18 protein-coding genes are annotated in these 17,783 nt (G+C 68.3%); 5 read left to right on the top strand and 13 right to left on the bottom strand.

Annotated features, from left to right (window positions below):
- Positions 1-158: 158 nt before the first annotated feature.
- Positions 159-1,067, top strand: a complete 909-nt coding sequence (locus G6N35_RS23875; protein ID WP_163806728.1) for a mechanosensitive ion channel family protein — start codon at positions 159-161, stop codon at positions 1,065-1,067.
- Positions 1,068-1,071: 4 nt separating this feature from the next.
- On the opposite strand, the gene htpX is transcribed toward G6N35_RS23875, so the two are convergent.
- Both htpX and grcC1 read right to left on the bottom strand, forming a co-directional pair.
- The gene (gene htpX / locus G6N35_RS23870; protein ID WP_163806726.1) at positions 1,072-1,941 is read right to left on the bottom strand and encodes a zinc metalloprotease HtpX; all 870 of its coding nucleotides are present in this window, start codon (positions 1,939-1,941) and stop codon (positions 1,072-1,074) included.
- Between the two features lie 73 nt (positions 1,942-2,014).
- Entirely contained in the window at positions 2,015-3,022 is a 1,008-nt protein-coding gene (grcC1, locus tag G6N35_RS23865; protein WP_179967413.1) for a nonaprenyl/(2E,6E)-farnesyl/geranylgeranyl diphosphat synthase, read from the bottom strand.
- Between the two features lie 20 nt (positions 3,023-3,042).
- On the opposite strand from grcC1, the gene menJ reads away from it, so the two are divergent.
- A complete protein-coding gene (menJ, locus tag G6N35_RS23860; protein WP_163806724.1) occupies positions 3,043-4,263 on the top strand; it encodes a menaquinone reductase MenJ in 1,221 nt (406 codons plus the stop codon).
- Here the strand turns inward: menJ and G6N35_RS23855 are convergent.
- The gene (locus tag G6N35_RS23855; protein ID WP_163806722.1) at positions 4,256-4,855 is read right to left on the bottom strand and encodes a TetR/AcrR family transcriptional regulator; all 600 of its coding nucleotides are present in this window, start codon (positions 4,853-4,855) and stop codon (positions 4,256-4,258) included. The two genes, menJ and G6N35_RS23855, sit on opposite strands and share 8 nt — an antisense overlap.
- A 65-nt stretch (positions 4,856-4,920) precedes the next feature.
- On the opposite strand from G6N35_RS23855, the gene G6N35_RS23850 reads away from it, so the two are divergent.
- Positions 4,921-6,486, top strand: a complete 1,566-nt coding sequence (locus G6N35_RS23850; protein ID WP_163806720.1) for a phytoene desaturase family protein — start codon at positions 4,921-4,923, stop codon at positions 6,484-6,486.
- Positions 6,487-6,633: 147 nt separating this feature from the next.
- Here G6N35_RS23850 and G6N35_RS23845 read toward each other — a convergent pair whose 3' ends face one another.
- Positions 6,634-7,320: a demethylmenaquinone methyltransferase gene (locus G6N35_RS23845; RefSeq protein ID WP_163806718.1), complete on the bottom strand. Its 687-nt coding sequence runs from the start codon at positions 7,318-7,320 to the stop codon at positions 6,634-6,636.
- A gap of 56 nt (positions 7,321-7,376) precedes the next feature.
- Between G6N35_RS23845 and G6N35_RS23840 the strand changes: the two genes are divergently transcribed.
- Positions 7,377-8,201 (top strand): SDR family oxidoreductase, encoded by an 825-nt coding sequence (locus G6N35_RS23840; RefSeq protein ID WP_163806715.1) that lies wholly within the window; start codon positions 7,377-7,379, stop codon positions 8,199-8,201.
- A 22-nt stretch (positions 8,202-8,223) separates the two neighbouring features.
- On the opposite strand, the gene G6N35_RS26985 is transcribed toward G6N35_RS23840, so the two are convergent.
- Positions 8,224-8,388, bottom strand: a complete 165-nt coding sequence (locus G6N35_RS26985; protein ID WP_170313147.1) for a hypothetical protein — start codon at positions 8,386-8,388, stop codon at positions 8,224-8,226.
- 151 nt (positions 8,389-8,539) lie between these two features.
- Positions 8,540-9,673 (bottom strand): glycosyltransferase family 4 protein, encoded by a 1,134-nt coding sequence (locus G6N35_RS23835; RefSeq protein WP_163806713.1) that lies wholly within the window; start codon positions 9,671-9,673, stop codon positions 8,540-8,542.
- 87 nt (positions 9,674-9,760) lie between these two features.
- On the opposite strand from G6N35_RS23835, the gene G6N35_RS23830 reads away from it, so the two are divergent.
- Positions 9,761-10,423, top strand: coding sequence for a DsbA family protein (locus G6N35_RS23830; protein ID WP_163806711.1), 663 nt, complete (start codon positions 9,761-9,763; stop codon positions 10,421-10,423).
- Here G6N35_RS23830 and G6N35_RS23825 read toward each other — a convergent pair.
- The 7 genes from G6N35_RS23825 to G6N35_RS23795 all read right to left on the bottom strand — a co-directional run bounded on the left by G6N35_RS23825 (position 10,384) and on the right by G6N35_RS23795 (position 17,734).
- Positions 10,384-10,908, bottom strand: coding sequence for a DUF3592 domain-containing protein (locus G6N35_RS23825; protein ID WP_407664638.1), 525 nt, complete (start codon positions 10,906-10,908; stop codon positions 10,384-10,386). The genes G6N35_RS23830 and G6N35_RS23825 overlap by 40 nt on opposite strands.
- A complete protein-coding gene (menD, locus tag G6N35_RS23820) occupies positions 10,908-12,533 on the bottom strand; it encodes a 2-succinyl-5-enolpyruvyl-6-hydroxy-3-cyclohexene-1-carboxylic-acid synthase (protein WP_163806709.1) in 1,626 nt (541 codons plus the stop codon). The genes G6N35_RS23825 and menD overlap by 1 nt, the downstream gene beginning before the upstream one ends.
- Positions 12,534-12,577: 44 nt before the next feature.
- A complete protein-coding gene (locus G6N35_RS23815; RefSeq protein ID WP_163806707.1) occupies positions 12,578-13,366 on the bottom strand; it encodes an alpha/beta fold hydrolase in 789 nt (262 codons plus the stop codon).
- A complete protein-coding gene (locus tag G6N35_RS23810; protein ID WP_163806704.1) occupies positions 13,363-14,106 on the bottom strand; it encodes a DJ-1/PfpI family protein in 744 nt (247 codons plus the stop codon). Before G6N35_RS23810 ends, G6N35_RS23815 begins: the two co-directional genes overlap by 4 nt.
- 11 nt (positions 14,107-14,117) lie before the next feature.
- Positions 14,118-15,065, bottom strand: a complete 948-nt coding sequence (locus G6N35_RS23805; protein WP_163806702.1) for a GlxA family transcriptional regulator — start codon at positions 15,063-15,065, stop codon at positions 14,118-14,120.
- A gap of 129 nt (positions 15,066-15,194) precedes the next feature.
- Complete coding sequence (locus G6N35_RS23800) at positions 15,195-16,166, bottom strand: o-succinylbenzoate synthase (protein ID WP_163806700.1); 972 nt, start codon at positions 16,164-16,166, stop codon at positions 15,195-15,197.
- The gene (locus tag G6N35_RS23795; protein WP_163806698.1) at positions 16,166-17,734 is read right to left on the bottom strand and encodes a long-chain-fatty-acid--CoA ligase; all 1,569 of its coding nucleotides are present in this window, start codon (positions 17,732-17,734) and stop codon (positions 16,166-16,168) included. The genes G6N35_RS23800 and G6N35_RS23795 overlap by 1 nt, the downstream gene beginning before the upstream one ends.
- Between the last annotated feature and the right edge of the window lie 49 nt (positions 17,735-17,783).

Raw genomic sequence — 17,783 nt, 5'->3', positions numbered from 1 at the left:
GTCGGCGACGCGCGGCCCGGTGTTACCGCCGCCCGGCCACGACCTGCTCGAGCAGACGCAAAGTCGCACCAGAACAGCCCGAAAGGTGCGATTTTGCGTCTGCTCGCGGCCGGCGGGAAATGTGTAGAAGGCCGCCGGGCGGGCAATGCCACCTGGCGATGACTCCCACCAAAACCTCGATGTACCTTGCTGTTTCATCCCCTGACCTGCACGAATTCTGGGTCGGCAACGTGGGCCGGTGGCTGCAGACCAAGGGACTGCACATTGTGCTGGTGATCCTGGCCGCCTTGCTGGCGACGCGATGCATCAACTGGGTGGCCGCCAAGATCGCCCGCCGCCTGGATCGCGGCCACGCCCTGGTGCGCTCAGAAGCCGCCAAACACCGCCGCGCGGTGGCCTCGGTGATCTCGTCGGTGACGATCGCGCTGCTCTACGTCCTGGTCGCCGTCGACATCGTCGACACCCTCGGGCTACCGGTCGGGTCGTTGATCGCGCCCGCGGCGGTCCTCGGTGCCGCCCTGGGCTTCGGCGCCCAACGGATGGTGCAGGACCTGCTCAGCGGCTTTTTCATCATCACCGAGAAGCAGTACGGGTTCGGTGACCTGGTTCAGCTCACCGCCACCGGGTCGGCCAACGACGCCCGTGGCACCGTCGAGGACGTCACCCTGCGGGTCACCAAGCTGCGCTCCGGCGACGGCGAGGTGTTCACCATCCCCAACGGCCAGATCGTGAAGTCGCTGAACCTGTCCAAGGACTGGGCCCGCGCCGTCGTCGACATACCGGTGCCCACCAGCGCCGACCTCAACACCGTCAACGACCTGCTGCACGACGTCGCCGCCGCCGCCATGCGCGACGACCGGATGTGTCAGCTGCTGCTCGACGAACCCGCCCTGATGGGGGTGGAGAGCATGCAGGTCGACACGGTGAACCTGCGGATGGTGGCGCGCACCCTGCCCGGCAAGCAGTTCGACGTGGGCCGTCGGCTGCGGGCCATGGTGCTGGAGTCGCTACGTCAGGAAGGGATCGTCAGCCCCAAGCCGCACGTATCTGCGACCACTCAGAGCTAGCCACTCAGAGCTGACGCCCCGCCATCTTCTCCAGCCGCGCAATGCGGTCCGGGATCGGCGGGTGGGTGGAGAACATCTTGCCGATCCGCTCACCCGAGCGGAACGGGCTGGCGATCATCAGGTGCGCCTGGTCGGCCAGCTGCGGGTTCGGCGGCAGCGGCGCGGCCTCCACGCCGCCGCTGATCTTGCGCAGCGCCGAGGCCAGGGCCAGCGGATCGCCGGACAGTTCGGCGCCGGACTCGTCGGCCTGGTACTCCCGTGACCGCGACACCGCCAGCCGGATCAAGGTGGCGGCGATCGGACCCAGCAGCGAAACAAGTAGCAAGGCAAAGGGATTCGCGCCGCCTTCACGATTACCACCGAACGCACCGGCGAAGACCGCCATATTGGCCAGGGCGGTGACCACCGAGGCCAGCGCACCGGCCACGCACGAGATCAGGATGTCGCGGTTGTAGACGTGGGATAGTTCGTGGCCTAGGACGGCGCGCAGTTCACGTTCGCTGAGTAGGTTGAGAATGCCGGTGGTGACGCACACCGCGGCGTTGCGCGGGTTGCGGCCGGTGGCGAAGGCGTTGGGGTTGGCGGTGTCGCTGATGTAGAGCCGCGGCATCGGCTGATGTGCGGTGGTGGCCAGCTCGCGCACCATCGCATAGATCTGCGGGGCCTGTACCTCGGTGATGGGCTGGGCGTGCATCGCGCGCAGCGCCAGCTTGTCGGAGTTGAAGTACACGTAGACGTTCATGCCGATGGCGAAGATCAGGGCCAGGAACATGATGTTGCGCCCGAACAGCGAGCCCAGGAAGACGATGAACGCCGACATGCCGACGAGCAGCACGAAGGTCTTGAGCCGATTGGTGGTCGGGTGCCAGGTCATCAGGTTCCTCCTACGAACGCATTCTCCGGGAGACTAACGCCCCGGACATGCCACCAGGTTCCTTCGCTCGCGCTCAGCCGTGCCGGTTGATCGTGTAGTCGACGAGCGACGCCAGCGCCCGGCGTCCCGGCACATCGGGCAACCCGGCCAGCTCCTCGCCGGCCTGGTCGGCATAACGCGCCACGGTGGCCTTGGCTTTCGTCAGGCCGCTCCCCGACCGCAGCAGCCCCAGCGCCTCGGCCAGCGCGTCGTCGTCCTCGATCGGGCCCGCCACCAGCTCGCGCAGCCGGTCGGCATCCGGCCCGGTCTCGGCCAGGGCGTAGAGCACCGGCAGGGTGTGCACACCCTCGCGCAGGTCGGTGCCCGGCAGCTTGCCCGACTCGTCGGGATCGGAGTCGATGTCGATGATGTCGTCGGAGATCTGGAATGCGGTGCCGACGATGCCGCCCAGCCGACTCAGCCGCTCGATCTGGTCCGGGGTGGCCCCGGAGAACGTGCCGCCGAACTGGCCCGATGCCGCGATCAGGCAGGCCGTCTTCTCGTAGACCACCTTGAGGTAATGGTCCACCGGGTCGACGCCGGCCGCCGTGCCCTTGGTCTCCCGCATCTGACCGGTGACCAGCTGGGCGAACGTCTCGGCGATGATGCGCACCGCGTCCGGTCCGAGCTGGCTGACCAGCCGGGAGGCCGTCGCGAACAGGTAATCGCCGGCCAGGATGGCGATGTTGTTGCCCCAGCGGGCGTTGGCCGACGGCGCACCGCGCCGGATCTGGGCCTCGTCCATCACGTCGTCGTGGTACAGCGTGGCCAGGTGGACCATCTCGATGACGGCACCGGCCACGGTGACCTGCCAGGCGTCCGGCTCGGGCCCGATCTGGGCCGACAGCACGGTGAACAGCGGCCGGAACCGCTTGCCGCCGGCCTCGAACAGGTGCAGCACCGCCTCGGTCATCAGCTCGTCGCCACCACGCAGTTCGGTGCCCATGAGCTCTTCGACGCGGCCCACGCCGTCGCGAACATTCTGGGCGAATACGGGGTCACCGAAGTCCACCCCCGCTACCACGGTCGCCGGTGTCCTCACCCTGCCAACATACTGGGAGGGTGGACAGGCATGCGGATGTGGTCATCGTCGGCGCCGGGCCCGCGGGCTCGGCCGCCGCGGCTTGGGCCGCCCGCGCCGGTCACGACGTGCTGGTCATCGACGCCGCCGAGTTCCCCCGCGACAAGGCGTGCGGTGACGGGCTGACCCCGCGCGCGATTCTGGAACTACAGAGCCTGGGGCTGGGTGGCTGGCTCGACGGCCGCATCCGCCACCACGGACTGCGGCTGAGCGGGTTCGGCGCCGCCGTCGAGGTGCCGTGGCCGGGTCCGTCGTTCCCGGGCTGGGGGTCGGCGGTGCCGCGGATGGAACTCGACGACCGGATCCGCAAGGTCGCCGAAGACTCCGGAGCGGCGATGCTGCTGGGCGTGAAAGCCGTTGATGTGTGCCGTGATTCGCGTGGCGCGGTGGATGCCGTGGTGCTGGCCGACGGGTCGTCGGTGCGGTGCCGGTGGGTGATCGTCGCCGACGGCGCCCGCTCGCCGTTCGGGCGGGTGCTGGGCCGGCAGTGGCATCAGGAGACGGTGTACGGGGTGGCTGCGCGGGGTTATCTGGCCTCGCCACGGGCCGGCGAGCCGTGGATCTCCTCCGATCTGGAGCTGCGGTCGGTCGATGGGCAGGTACTGCCCGGCTACGGCTGGATCTTCCCGCTGGGCAACGGCGAGGTGAACATCGGCGTTGGCGCACTGGCCACGGCCAAGCGGCCCGCCGATGTGGCGTTGCGGCCACTGATCAAGCACTACACGGCACTGAAGCGACAGGACTGGGGTTTCGATGGGGCCCCGCGGGCGGTCGCCTCGGCGCTGCTGCCGATGGGCGGGGCGGTCTCCGGTGTCGCCGGGCCGAACTGGTTGCTCATCGGCGACGCGGCGGCATGCGTGAACCCACTCAACGGTGAGGGCATCGACTACGGCCTGGAGACCGGGCGGCTGGCCGCGCAGATGCTGGGCTCCCCCGGCATCGCCTCGGCGTGGCCGGCGCTGCTGCAGGAGCACTACGGGCGCGGATTCTCGGTGGCCCGCCGGCTCGGTCTGCTGCTGACGCTGCCACGGTTCCTCCCGTTGACCGGCCCGGTGGGGATGCGCTCGACGCGGTTGATGGGCCTGGCGGTGCGGGTGATGGGCAACCTGGTCACCGACGAGGACGCCGACTGGGTGGCGCGGGTCTGGCGCTCAGCTGGGTACGGATCGCGAATCATGGACCGCCGCAAGCCTTTCAGCTGAGCTGGGCCAGTCCCGAACGCAGCAGCGCCAGGCTGTCGGCGGACAGGACGGTCAGGTCGGACTCGCACTTGTCGCGGCCCCATTTCTCCGTCGCGACGATCAGCGCGGCGGCCACCGTCGCACCCGCCACCTCGGCAACCAGGTCGATGTTGTCCACGTGCCGGTAGCGGTCCCGGACGAACTCACTGATCACCGCCGCGAACGACGCCTGCACCAGACGGATGTGCCCGGCTGCCCGCTCGCCGTCGATCAGGCTGGCGCGGGCGAGTGCGGCCTGGCGGACTACCTCGACGTCGTGCGGGAAGTTGCCCATGGCCGCCAGCACCGCATCGAAGAGCGGCTCGTCTGTGGGCCGGCGCTCGAGTGCCTCGGCGAACCATTCGAAATGCGTTTCGTAGTCGGCGAACAGCACCGCTTCCTTGGTGGGGAAATGCCGAAAGAAGGTGCGCTGGGTGACGCCGGCCTCCTCGGCCAGTTCGGCGACGGTGACGTTGGCGAAGCCGTCGCGGGCGAACCGCTCCAGGGCAACCCGACGCAGCGCGTCGCGGGTGGAGCGACGGCGCTGTTCATGCAGGTTACCGGGCATCGTCACGACCTTAACGACAAATTTGACAAAACTTCGGGAAATCGCGTCAGTACTGACATAAACTCCGCCGCATGACTGATTATGACGCCATCATCGTGGGGGCCGGACACAACGGTTTGACCGCGGCCGCGGTGCTGCAGCAGGCGGGGCTGCGCACGCTGATCCTGGAGCAGAACACCTACAGCGGCGGCATGGCGGCCACGGTCGAACTCATCGACGGCTTCCAGTTCGAGATCGCCGGGTCGATCCGCTTCCCCACCGCCTCGAAGATCAACAGCGAGCTCGGGCTGGACACCCTGCCCGTCATCGAGAACGAGATCATGTCGGTCAACATCGGGGAAAACGGCGAAGAGCCGATGGTCTTCCACCACGACCCGATGAAGATGATGACCGAGATGACCGAGAAGCACGGCATGGAAGCCGTGATGGGCATGGCCCAGCTGTACGGATGGGCCACCGGGCCGCGAAAGGCGTTGGGCCGCTTCGACGCACTGGAACCACCGAAGACCATCGACGAGATGTACGCCTGCGCGGCCGACGAGAACGAACGCCAGGCCATCCACGACATGCTGTTCGGCTCGGCGATGGATGTGATCGACCGCTACGTGCCAGACAAGGAGCGCCACGCGGTGATCCGCGGCATGCTGGCCTTCCTGGCCGTCAACTCCACCTACCGCGGGCCCTACACCCCCGGCAGCGCAACATGTTTGGCGTTCGCACTCGCGATGCCCGAGGACGGCGGCCAGATGACCACCAAGATCAAGGGTGGTATCGGGGCGCTGTCCGATCACCTCAAGAAGCTCTACCTGGAGGCGGCCGGCGAGATCCGCTACCGCGCGAAGGTCGACAAGATCCTGGTCGAGAATGGGAAGGTCACCGGGGTGCGACTCAAGGACGGCACCACCGTCACCGCGCCCGTCGTCGTCTCCAATCTGGCTCCTGACACCACTCTGCTGGAACTCGTTGGTGCCGAACATCTTCCGTCGTCACTGGTGACCCGTCTCGGCGGTCGCGACCATCGCGGCTCGTATCTGCAGATCCACTTCGCTCTCGACGGGCTGCCGCAGTACGCCGCGCCGTACGAATTCCTCAACGAACCAGGCATGCAGATGTCGGTCGGCATGTTCGGCTCCCCGGAAACCCAACAGCGGCAATGGGACAACTGCCGTTTCGGGATCGTCCCGGACAACCCGGCGTTGTCGATCCAGATCCCGACCGTAGGCGATCCGGAGATGGCACCGGAAGGCAAGCACGCCGCCAGCGTGTACGTCTATGCCTTCCCCACCGAGGCGCCGCGCGAGCAGCACGGTCACCTCAAGAACGAGATGGCCAAGGTCGTCGTCGACAAGATCTCCACGTACGCTCCCAACTTCAAGGACGTCGCGATCCGTCACATCACGTTCGCGCCGTACCACATGAACACCATGTTCGGCGCGCCCAACGGCGACTTCTGCCAGGGCCTGCTGCAGCCCGAGCTGATGGGGCCGAACCGGCCGGGGCCCAAGGGTTTTCTCGACGAGCCCATCCCGATCGAGGGACTGTATCTGGGCGGTGCCGGCTGCCACGGCGGGCCGGGCATCACGTTCATCCCGGGCTACAACGCCGGATACCAGGTGCTCGCCGACGCCGGACGATGAGGTCTTGGGTCAAAAATTCACTGCCACCTTCACGACTTCACCGAGGCTGTCGTTATCGCGCAAAAGTGCGAGTAACCAGCACGATAACGACAGCCTCGCCGTAACAAGGGGCTCACGCGACCCTCGACGGATTAACAACTCAGGCGGCTAGGGCTTGACGGCGGCGTGCAGGGCGACGATGCCGCCGGTGAGGTTGCGCCAGCGCACCTGTGACCAGCCGGCCGCCTCGATGCGCCGAGCCAGCTCGGCCTGATCCGGCCAGGCCCGGATGGACTCCGCCAGGTACACATAGGCCTCGGGATTGCTGGAGACCGCGGTGGCCACCCGCGGCAGCGCCCGCATCAGGTACTCCTTGTAGACCGTCGAGAACACCGGCACCACGGGCGTGGAGAACTCGCACACCACCAGCCGCCCACCCGGCTTGGTGACGCGGGCCATCTCGCGCAACCCGGCGGAGTGGTCGACGACATTGCGCAGACCGAAGCTGATGGTCACCGCGTCGAAGACCTCGTCGGCGAACGGCAGCTTGGTGGCGTCGGCGGCCACCTTGGGTACCGGCCGGCCCGCGCCGGCATGCAGCATTCCCACCGAGAAGTCGGCGGCGGCGCACCACGCGCCGGATTTGGCCAGCTCGACCGTGGAGACCGCCGTCCCGGCGGCCAGGTCCAGCACGGTGTCCCCGGGACCGATGCCCAGGGCCGCCCGGGTCGCGCGTCGCCAGGCGCGGTCCTGCCCCAGCGAGAGCACGGTGTTGGTGATGTCATAGCGGCGCGCCACGGCGTCGAACATCGACGCCACGTCACGGGGATCTTTGTCCAGCGTCGCGCGGCTCACGGACCCGACGCTACCCCAGCGGGAATCATCGGCGGGCCCAGGCGTTGGCTAGGACCATGAGCGAAAAAGTGTGGTTCATCACCGGAACATCCCGTGGCTTCGGACGCGAGTGGACGATCGCCGCCCTGGAGCGCGGTGACAAGGTCGCCGCGACCGCCCGCAACACCGACACCCTGGCCGATCTGGTCGAGAAGTACGGCGACGCGATCCTGCCGATCGCCCTGGACGTCACCGACCGCGCCGCGGACTTCGCCGCGGTCAAACAGGCGCATGACCACTTCGGCCACCTCGACATCGTCGTCAACAACGCCGGATACGGCCACTTCGGGTTCGTCGAGGAACTCAGCGAGGCCGACGCGCGCGACCAGATCGAAACCAACGTCTTCGGTGCGCTGTGGGTGACCCAGGCGGCACTGCCGTATCTGCGCGCCCAGGGCAGCGGCCACATCATCCAGGTGTCCTCGATCGGCGGCATCACCGCGTTCCCGCTCGTCGGGATCTACCACGCCTCCAAGTGGGCGCTGGAGGGCTTGTCCCAGTCGCTGGCGCAGGAGGTCGCACCGTTCGGCGTCCACGTCACCCTGATCGAGCCGGGTGGCTTCGACACCGACTGGTCGGGTCCGTCCGCGAAGCGCTCCGAGCCGCTGCCCGACTACGCCGCGCTGCACCAGCAGGTCGCCGAAGCCCGCGCGCAGCGCTGGGCGAAGCCCGGTGACCCGACGGCGTCGGCGCGCGCCATTCTCAAGGTCGTCGATGCCCCGAACCCGCCGCTGCGGGTGTTCTTCGGTGAGTCACCGCTGCAGGTGGCCCGGGCCGACTACGAGAGCCGGCTGGCCAACTGGGAGCAGTGGCAGCCCGTCGCCGTGGAGGCGCAGGGTTAGAGCCGTGCAGGCCCAGGGTTAGTTACATGGCGTGCGCGTCGACTTGCAGGAGTTGGCGCGCACGCCCTGCCATCCGTTCGCTGAGGTGGATCAGCCGATCCTCGTGCCCAGCGGGCATGGTGTAAGCCAACTTACGTAGCTCGACGGCAAAGGCTTGCAGTTCCTGGCGAAAACTCGTGTCACTCATCAGAGGTATCCCTCGACCTTGGGAGTTGTGTACGAAATGCGGTCGGCTCCCGCGCCAAATTCCCCGATGTATGCCAGTGTGCCCTGAATCACGCTGAAGCAAAACCTATCTCAGCAACTATTCAGCTGACGGCCATCAACTGGTCGGCAACCTATGCCGCCCGAATCCGACGACGACCGTCGGCCTGCACCGCCTCGTAATGGGCGAGCAGTTGGTCACAGACCGCAGGCCAGGTCCGGCCCAACACACTGCGCCGTGCGGCCTGCGCGTAGCGGGTCCGCTCGTCGAGCAGGTGCCCGACCGACTGCGTCAGCCGCTGCTCGAACTCGGGCACCGGCAGCAGAAGTCCGGTGCGGTAGGGAGCGACCAGATCGCGCGGCCCGCCCGCATCCGGTGCGATCACCGGCAGTCCGGAAGCCATCGCCTCCTGGACGGCCTGGCAGAAGGTCTCGTGCTCACCCGGATGGACGAAGACGTCCATGCTCGCGTAGGCGGCGGCCAGCTCTGCGCCGTAGAGCGCGCCGGTGAACACTGCACCGGGCAGCAGGGCCTGCAATTTGGCCCGGTCCACACCGTCACCGACGATCACCAGCTGCAGGTCGTCGCGGTGTGCCAGGGCCGCCAGCCGTTCGACGTGCTTCTCCGGCGCCAGCCGTCCGACGAATCCGATGATCGGCTTGCCCTGCGGAGACCACGACGCCCGCAGCTCCTGATCCCGGTTGGACGGTGCGAAGCCGGTGACGTCCACTCCACGGCCCCAGTGGTGAACCCGCGGGATGTTATGGGCGGCAAGGTCTTCCATCGCCGCCGTGGACGGGGCCAAGGTGCGGTCGGCACGGGAGTGCAGATGCCGGGTCCACGCCCACGCGGCACGAGAGGCGACGCCCACGCCGTAGCTCTGGGCAAAGCCGGCGATATCGGTCTGGAACACCGCGACCGTCGGCACCCCGAGATGCCGGGCGGCGTGCAGCCCGCCGTAGCCCAGCAGGGCCGGGGAGGCCAGGTGTACGACATGCGGGTCGAACCCGCGAAGCACCCCGACCATTCGCGGGCGCGGCACACCCAGGGGCAGCGAGGTCACCTTCGGGAACATCCGGGCCGGTACCCGGTGTACCCGGATACCGTCGTGGATGCGCTCGGCGGGCTGTTCACCGCGGGGGTTGTCCGGTGCGATGACGAGGGCTTCATGGCCGGTGCGGCGCAGATGCTCGAGCACCCGGAGCACCGAGTTGGTCACTCCGTTGACGTTCGGCAGGAAGGACTCCGCGACAATCGCAACGCGCACCCCACGAGGGTGTCAGCGGCGCTTGTCAGCAAGGTTTCGCCCAGGCATACACGACACGAAAAGCTGGTGGGACGGTACGGTTCGACCATGCGCTACCTGTCTGCGCTCATCCTGACGCTGCTGGTCCTCACCGGTTGCAGCCGTGCCGTCGCCGGTGTGGCACAAGTGGATCCGAACGGTCCGGCCACCCAGATCTCCAAGGACGGGTTCGGCGTCATCGCCGGCGATCCCAACGCACCGGTCCAGATCGAATTGTTCACCGAACCGCAATGCACCCATTGCGCCGACCTGCAGAAGGACTTCGGTGACCAACTGGCCAGCGAGATCGACCTCGGCCGGCTGGCCGTCACCTACCGGCCGCTGACGTTCCTGGACACCGCGAACACCGCCGGGCACTCCGCGCGAGTCGCCAATGCACTGTTCGCGGTTGCCGGCCCCAAGACGTCGGCCAGGGCGTTCCAGAAGTTCGTCGAAGATCTGTGGGCGCACCAGGCCCCGGGGAGCAGGGGCCCCAGCGACGATGAGATTGCGCAGATGGCCCGCGAGAGCGGGCTCGGTGCCGACGCCGTCGCCGCCATCACGTCGGGCCGAGACGCGGTCGACGTCAAGGAGATGGCGGACACCAACTTCGAGTACCTCTACGAGGTGGATCCGATCAACACCGGAACCCCGACGGTCTACGACCTGAAGAAGGGCGACACCGTCGACATCTACGACAACAACTGGCTGTCCAAGTTGCTCTCGTCCTGACGGTCGAGGCGGCGCTCCAACACGACCAGCCCGGTCAGCAACACCGCACCGACCAGCCACCCCACCACCGCGATCGAGCCGGCCGGGATGATCGCCAGCGACGCGTTACGGTCCTGCACCCGAACAAGATCCGGATCGTCCCGGTCGTACTCGACGTAGATCCGCATCCCCTCGGCCAGCTCCGAGGGGTACAGCACCCCGAGTTCGGGGCGGTAGGTGACCCGGTCCGGGGTGACGAACTCGATGGTCGAGCGGCGCGGGCCCGCCGAGAGCACCTCGGCCTGCGCCACCCCCATGTTCTGCTCGATCTGACGGTCGTTGCGCCACGCCCCTGCCACCAGCAGGATGGACTGCAGCGTGACCAGTCCGAGCACGATCCACACCGCACATTTGCTCCACCGCAAGGCTTTTCGCGTGGGCGTGTCGACGACACCGGGTGTCCGCAGGGGTAGTGCCGGTTCCAGCAGGGCTCGCAGCCTGCCGATCACAGCGCCGCCTTGATCGCGGCGTGCAGTGCCCGCAGCGATGACCGGTCGGCCTTGACTTCCAAAACCCGCATGCCGTCGTGTTTTTCGTCCAGTGCAGCGGCCAGTTCGTCGACCTCGATCTGGCGGGAGTCGACGTGATAGGCCCGGCACAGTGCGCCCACGTCGACGTCGTGCGGGGTGCCGAAGATCCGCGACGACACATCGGAGAACCTCGGATCCCCCTGCTCGAGCAGTTCGAAGATGCCGCCGCCGTTGTCGTTGGACACCACGATGGTCAGATTGTTCGGCGTCGGCTCCGTCGGGCCGATCAACAACCCGGAGCTGTCGTGCACGAACGTCAGATCGCCGATCAACCCGATGGTGCGGCCCGAATGTGCCAGCGCCGCACCGATGATCGTCGACACCGTGCCGTCGATACCGGCGACCCCGCGGTTGGACCGCACCTTCAGGCCCTCGGTGTTCAACCCCACCAGCGCGGCGTCACGCACCGGGTTGGAGGCACCCAGCACCAGCTGATCCCCCGGACCCACGGCGTCGGCCACCGCGGCCGCCACGTGCAGGCCGGTGGTCAGCGGGTGGGCCTCGAGCTGCTCGCGCACCGCTGCGACGGCATGCCGGTTGGCCTCCGCACAGCGGCGCAGCCAGGCCGGGTCCGCCGCACCGACGACCTCGGCACGGGTTCCGGTGGCCTGGCTGTTGCCCGACACGTCGGGCCAGCGCGGGCCGGTTGTCAGCGCGAACACCGGCAGCGACGGATCGGCGAGCAGCGTGGACACCGGCCGGTGCAGGGTGGGGCGGCCCAGCATGATGACCTGCGCGGGCCGCAGCAGCGGCAACGCCAGCGGGTGCAGCGCGGTGGACGCGTGCGGTGCGGTCGGCTCGGCGACGGTGGGCAGGTGCGCCAGGTTGGGGTGCACACCGGCACCGTGACCGGCGATGACGACGGTATCCGGCGTGACGTCGATCTCCAGCGGCTGATCGAACGTCACCGGCGGGGTGTAGGTCCAGGGCCTGCCGTCGGGTCGGCCCGGCGGGACGTCTCCGGGTACGACGTTCTCGTCGGGCACCAGCGGCTCGCGCAACGGGATGTCGAACTGCACCGGGCCGGCGTTGGCGGTGCGGGCGCCGGTGGCGGCAGCCAGCACCCGGCAGGTCGCCGAGCGCCACTGCGCGTTGAGCGAGTCCAGCTTGTCCGGGGAACCTTCGGCCAGCCCCAGGCTGATCGCGGCGCGCACCTGGGTGCCGAAGTAGCCGAGCTGTTCGAAGGTCTGGTTGGCGCCGGTGCCCAGCAGTTCGTAGGGCCGGTTGGCGCTCAGCACGATCAGCGGCACCCGGGCGTAGTTGGCCTCCACCACGGCCGGGCCCAGGTTCGCGACCGCGGTGCCCGACGTCATCGCCACGCACACCGGGGCACCCTCGGCCACCGCCAGGCCGACGGCCAGGAAACCGGCGGTGCGCTCGTCGATGCGGACGTGCAGCCGCAGCCGGCCCGCACGGTCGGCGTCTTGCAGGGCAAACGCCAGCGGTGCGTTACGGGAGCCGGGGCACAGCACGACGTCGCGGACGCCGCCGCGAATCAGTTCGTCGACGACGACCCGAGCCTGAGCCGTCGAGGGGTTCACCACTACAGCGTGTCATACCGTCATTTGTGACGGAAAGCCGCAGCTCAGACGAGGGTTCCGGCGAAGAAGTCCAGCATCGCGCTGTTGACGGTGTCCGGGCGTTCCAGGAAGCCCAGGTGTCCGGTGTGGCCGATCTGCACGTAGCGGCCGTTGGGCAGCGCATCGGCCACCTCACGGCCCAGCGCCGCCGGGGTGATGACGTCGTCGGCGAATCCGATCACCAGCACCGGCGTGGAGATCGACCGGTAGGCTGGCAGCCGGTTCTCGGTGGGCACCACCGTCAGCTGCGAACGCCAGCCCGGGGTGCGCTTGAGCGGGAACGCCGTGAACATCTCGTACCACTCGGTGATCGCGCTGTCGTTGTTGATGGTCTTGGGCGAAAAGTTCTCCAGCACACGGACTTTCGCCGCATAGGCGGGCGGCAGGTCGATGCCGGATTCGACCAGCGCGTCCTCGGCCGCCCGGAACGACTGGCGGGTGGAATCCACCCGGCCGCGGGTGCCCATCAACACGGCCTGGCTGACCAGCTCGGGGCGGGCGAGCATCAGCTCCTGGGCGATGAACGCCCCCATCGACATGGCCACGATCCGGGTGGGCCCGCCGACGAGGTGCTCGATGATCGTCGCGGTGTCGGCGATCATCTGCTCGGTGGAGAACCCGCCGGCATTCTCGGTGGCGCCGATCCCGCGGTTGTCGAAGGTGATGCAGCGGTAGCCGGCGGCCCGGAAGGCAGGCACCTGATAGATGTGCCAAGTGCGGCCCGCGCCGCCGGTTCCAGCGATGAACAACACCGGCTCGCCCGAGCCGGTGTCGTCGTAAGCCAGGTTGATCACCTGGCAGAGGCTACGCGACCCTTCCTGCGCTGACGCCGTGACCGGGCCGCCTCGATGGCGCCGGACCACAGCAGCGCCGTCGCCGCCTTCACCTGGGTCGGCTTGGCCAGGTCCTTGGCCATCAGTGCGGTGGCCGCCGCCTTGGTGGTCGCCGACGCCTTGGACATATGGCCCGAGTCGAACGGCGGCTGTGGGTCGTACTCCATCGACAGCTGGATGACCTTGGCCCGCTCTTCACCGCCGATCTGGCCCGCCAGCCACAGTCCGAGGTCGATCCCGGCCGATACCCCGGCGGCAGTCACGATGTCGCCTTCATGAACCACCCGCTCGTCACCCACCGGCGTGGCACCCAGCGCCTTGAGCGCGGCAAGGGCCATCCAGTGCGACGTCGCACGCTTACCCCGAAGCAAACCTGCCGAGGCCAGGATCACCGAACCCGAACACACCGACGTCGTCCACGTCGCCGTCTCGTGCGCGCGGCGCACCCACTCGAGCACCTTCTCGTCGCGGGCATGCTCGATGGTCGTCATGCCGCCGGGTATCAGGATGACGTCGGGTGACGGCGTCTCGTCGAACGAATGAGTGGCGGCCACGATCAGCACACCGGAGTCTGCGGTGATCGGCCCGGGCTCGTGCCAGACGAATCGGACTTCGGCGTCGGGCAGCCAGCGCAGTGATTCATAGGGACCGATGAAGTCCAGGGCGGTGAAGCCGGGATAGAGCACGATGGCGATCTGCATGGTTTTCTCCTCTAGGCGAAGGTCTTGCGGTACTGATCGGGTGAGACGCCGACACGTCGAATGAAGTTGCGGCGCATGGTCTCTGCCGTTCCGAAGCCGCAGCGGGCGGCGATGGTGACGACGGTGTCGTCGGTCTGCTCGAGCTGCCGGCGGGCGGCTTCGGTGCGCACCCGCTCGACGTAGGCTCCCGGCGCCTCGCCCACCTCATCGGTGAACACCCGGGTGAAGTGCCGCGGACTCATGGCCGCGCGGCGGGCCAGGTCGGTGATGCTGTGCGCGGCACCGGGGTGCGACTCGATAGCCTCCTGCACCTCCCGGATGGGGGCACGCTTGGCGCGCGGCATCCACACCGGTGCGGCGAACTGGGTCTGTCCGCCGGGCCGGCGCAGGTACAGCACCAGCCAGCGGGCGACGGTCTGGGCGATCTCGGTGCCGTAGTCCTCTTCGACGAGCGCCAGCGACACGTCGATACCGGCAGCGACCCCGGCAGCCGTCCACACCGACGGCGTACTGCGCACGAAGATCGGCTCCGGGTCGACGGTGACGTCCGGAAACTCGCGGGCCATCTGGTCGGCGAACGCCCAGTGGGTGGTGGCGCGGCGACCGTCGAGCAGTCCGGCCTGCGCCGCTAGGAACGCACCAGTGCAGACACTGACCACCCGGCGCGCGTTGGCGACGGCACGGTTGATCCACGCCATGGTGGCCGGGTCGGTTCGGGCGGCGTCGACCCCGCCACCACCGGGGAGCACCAGGGTGTCGATGTCGCGTGGTTGCGGCATGGCCTCGGCGACGAACGCCAGGCCGGTCGGGGTGGTGATCGGCGCACCGTCGGCTGAGACCACGCGGACCCGGTAGCCACCCTCGGTGAGCAGGGCCGCGCCGGTGAACACGTCGTGCGGCCCGACGAGGTCCAGCGCCTGTACGCCGGGAAAGCCGAGAATCACCACCGATCGCGCCATGGGTCCCAGTGTTCACACCCAGCGACATGGCGTCTACGCCATGCACCCCACAGATCAGGACAGGGCAGTCGCTCCCGTCCACACCCCGAGATTGAACCCACGCATGCAGCTACTCGATCTTTTCCTGCACTAGTTCAATCTCGGCGACATGAGCAGCGGGTAGCAGGTGCGCACCCGGGCGATCCACCAGTCGCGGCGGTCGGCGGGGGCGGCGAGCGCAGCGAGCCGGGCCGGCTCGGGCTGGATGTCGACGACGGGAAGCCCGCCGTCCACCGGGGTGATGTCAGCGACGTCCTCGACGAACAACCCGCCGGTGCCCAGACCGCAAGCATGATCGAGGCGCGGCAGCGCCGCGGCCGCGCGCAGTCCGGCGGCGATGCCGACCGCGGAGTCCAGCGCGCTGGAGACCACCACCGGGATGTCGATCTGAGCCGCAATGCCCAGCAGTGCCGAAACCCCGCCCAACGGAGCCACTTTGACCACGGCCACGTCAGCGGCGTGGGCGTGCACCACGGCCAGCGGGTCGGATGCCTTGCGAATGCTCTCGTCGGCCGCGACGGCGACGCCGACGCGCGCGCGCACGTCGGCGAGTTCGGCCACGGTGCGGCACGGCTGCTCGATGTACTCCAGCGCCCCGTCGGCGGTCAGCGCCCGCGCCGCCGCAACGGCCTCGTCCACCGTCCACCCGCCATTGGCGTCCACCCGCACCGTCGGGATCACCGCGCGCACCGCATTGACCCGCGCCACGTCGTCGGCCAAAACCTGTCCCGGCTCGGCGACCTTGACCTTCGCAGTGCGCGCCCCCGGAAACCGCTCGAGCACCGAGGGCACCTGCGCGGCGGGCACCGCGGGCACCGTGGCATTGATCGGGATGGCCGCGCGGACCACCGGAACCCGCGCACCATAGGCGGATTCGATACCCGAAGCCAGCCAGGACGCCGCCTCCGGAGGCTCGTACTCCACGAAAGCGCCGAACTCACCCCAGCCCGACGGGCCGTCGATCAGCGCCACCTCACGAACGGTGATACCGCGAAACCGCACCCGCATCGGCAACGAGACGACGTGCAGGCGCTCCAGTAGCTCCTCGATCGGTGGCAGCATCAGATGGCGCGGTCGCGGCTCTCCCAGTACGGCTTGCGCAGATCCCGCTTGAGCAGCTTGCCGGTGGGGTTGCGCGGCAACTCCACAGAGATCTCCACGCTGCGCGGGCACTTGTAGTGCGCCAGGTGCTCACGGCACCAGGCGATCAGTTCCGCTTCGGACGTGCTTTGTCCGGAGGACAACTCGACGACGGCCTTCACCGACTCGCCCCACTTGTCGTCGGGGATGCCGAACACCGCGGCGTCGAGCACCGCGGGGTGATCGGTGAGCACCCGCTCCACCTCGACGGAGTAGATGTTCTCGCCGCCCGAGATGATCATGTCCTTGAGGCGGTCTTCGACGAAGAGAAAGCCGTCGGCGTCGACGCGGCCGATGTCACCGGAACGGAACCAGCCGTCCTCGGTGATCGCCGCCGCGGTGGCCTCCGGCTTGTTGTGGTAGCGCAGCATCAACTGTGGTGTGCGGAACCATAATTCACCGGGCTGTCCGGTGGGTAGCTCGGCGAGGGTTTCCGGGTCGACCACCCGCACCTCCACCTCGCGGGCCGGTTGACCGGCACTGGCCAGGCGGTCCGGGCGCGACTCGTCACGGTGGACCTCCGAGGAGAGCTGGGTGATCGCGCCGCACACCTCGGTCAGCCCGTACACCTGGATGAAATCGGTATCCGGCCAGGCCTTCAACGCAGCCTTGAGCAACGCCGGCGGCATGGGCGATGCGCCGTAGACGAAGGTCTTCAGGGCGCTGAACAGCTTGATCGCGTCCTCACCGGATTCGAGCACCTTGGCCAGCACGGCCGGCACCAGGAACGTGCGGTTGGCGCCCTGCAGGATCGCCCCGGCCAGCGCCGCACCATCGGCCTCGCGGGTGATGATCGTCGGAATGCCGGCATGGATGCCGTACTGCACGTAGGACGAACCACCGACGTGGAACAGCGGCATGGCCACCATGTTCTTGTCCTCGGGACCGAATTCGAAGGTCCCGGCATTCAGTGTGTGCGCCAAGAGGTTTCGCTGACTGATCGTCACCCCCTTGGGGTGCCCGGTGGTGCCCGAGGAGTACATGATCAGGCAGGGGTCGTCGGGCTGCACCTCGGGCTGGCGACCCACCGGCGCGGCCGACTTGAGCATGGCCTCGTACTGGTCGCCCCGTCCGCCATCGGGGGTGACCTCGATGACGCTGTCGGCATGAGCCAGCTTGTCGCGGATCTTGTCGATCACCGGGATCAGGTCGGTGCCGACGATCAGCAATGTGGCGCCGCAGTCGTTGAGGACGTAATCCATCTCCTCACCGGCGAGCCGGAAGTTGATGATCGCGATGGCCGCACCCAGCGATGCCGCCGCGATCGTCGTCTCGACACAGGCCGGATGGTTCTTGTCCAGGAACGCCACGACGCCACCCCGCCCGATGCCCCGCTCCTTGAGCGCACCGGCGCACCGTCGGATCCGGTCGTCCCACTGCGACCACGTCCAGCTGCGGCCCAGATAGCTCACCGCCTCGTTGTCGGGGGTGTGCTCGGCCCAGTACGCCGGCCGGTCGTCCAGGAAGCGCGGTTCGGGAGGCTGATGCATACCGCACAGGGTGCCACGCCGATGAAAAAAGGGTCTGGAGCTTGTCGAT

This window comes from Mycolicibacterium anyangense, from assembly GCF_010731855.1.
Classification (GTDB): domain Bacteria; phylum Actinomycetota; class Actinomycetes; order Mycobacteriales; family Mycobacteriaceae; genus Mycobacterium; species Mycobacterium anyangense.
This window is presented reverse-complemented; position numbering and strand designations above follow the sequence as displayed.

What these genes read in the sequence shown, in the direction of transcription:
- htpX (WP_163806726.1), bottom strand. Translation starts at nt 1,941, where the DNA reads ATGACCTGGCACCCGACCACCAATCGGCTCAAGACCTTCGTGCTGCTC.
- G6N35_RS23805 (WP_163806702.1), bottom strand. Translation starts at nt 15,065, where the DNA reads ATGGCGCGATCGGTGGTGATTCTCGGCTTTCCCGGCGTACAGGCGCTG.
- G6N35_RS23800 (WP_163806700.1), bottom strand. Translation starts at nt 16,166, where the DNA reads ATGCTGCCACCGATCGAGGAGCTACTGGAGCGCCTGCACGTCGTCTCG.
- G6N35_RS26985 (WP_170313147.1), bottom strand. Translation starts at nt 8,388, where the DNA reads ATGAGTGACACGAGTTTTCGCCAGGAACTGCAAGCCTTTGCCGTCGAG.
- G6N35_RS23810 (WP_163806704.1), bottom strand. Translation starts at nt 14,106, where the DNA reads ATGCAGATCGCCATCGTGCTCTATCCCGGCTTCACCGCCCTGGACTTC.
- G6N35_RS23830 (WP_163806711.1), top strand. Translation starts at nt 9,761, where the DNA reads ATGCGCTACCTGTCTGCGCTCATCCTGACGCTGCTGGTCCTCACCGGT.
- G6N35_RS23795 (WP_163806698.1), bottom strand. Translation starts at nt 17,734, where the DNA reads ATGCATCAGCCTCCCGAACCGCGCTTCCTGGACGACCGGCCGGCGTAC.
- G6N35_RS23850 (WP_163806720.1), top strand. Translation starts at nt 4,921, where the DNA reads ATGACTGATTATGACGCCATCATCGTGGGGGCCGGACACAACGGTTTG.
- G6N35_RS23840 (WP_163806715.1), top strand. Translation starts at nt 7,377, where the DNA reads ATGAGCGAAAAAGTGTGGTTCATCACCGGAACATCCCGTGGCTTCGGA.
- G6N35_RS23875 (WP_163806728.1), top strand. Translation starts at nt 159, where the DNA reads ATGACTCCCACCAAAACCTCGATGTACCTTGCTGTTTCATCCCCTGAC.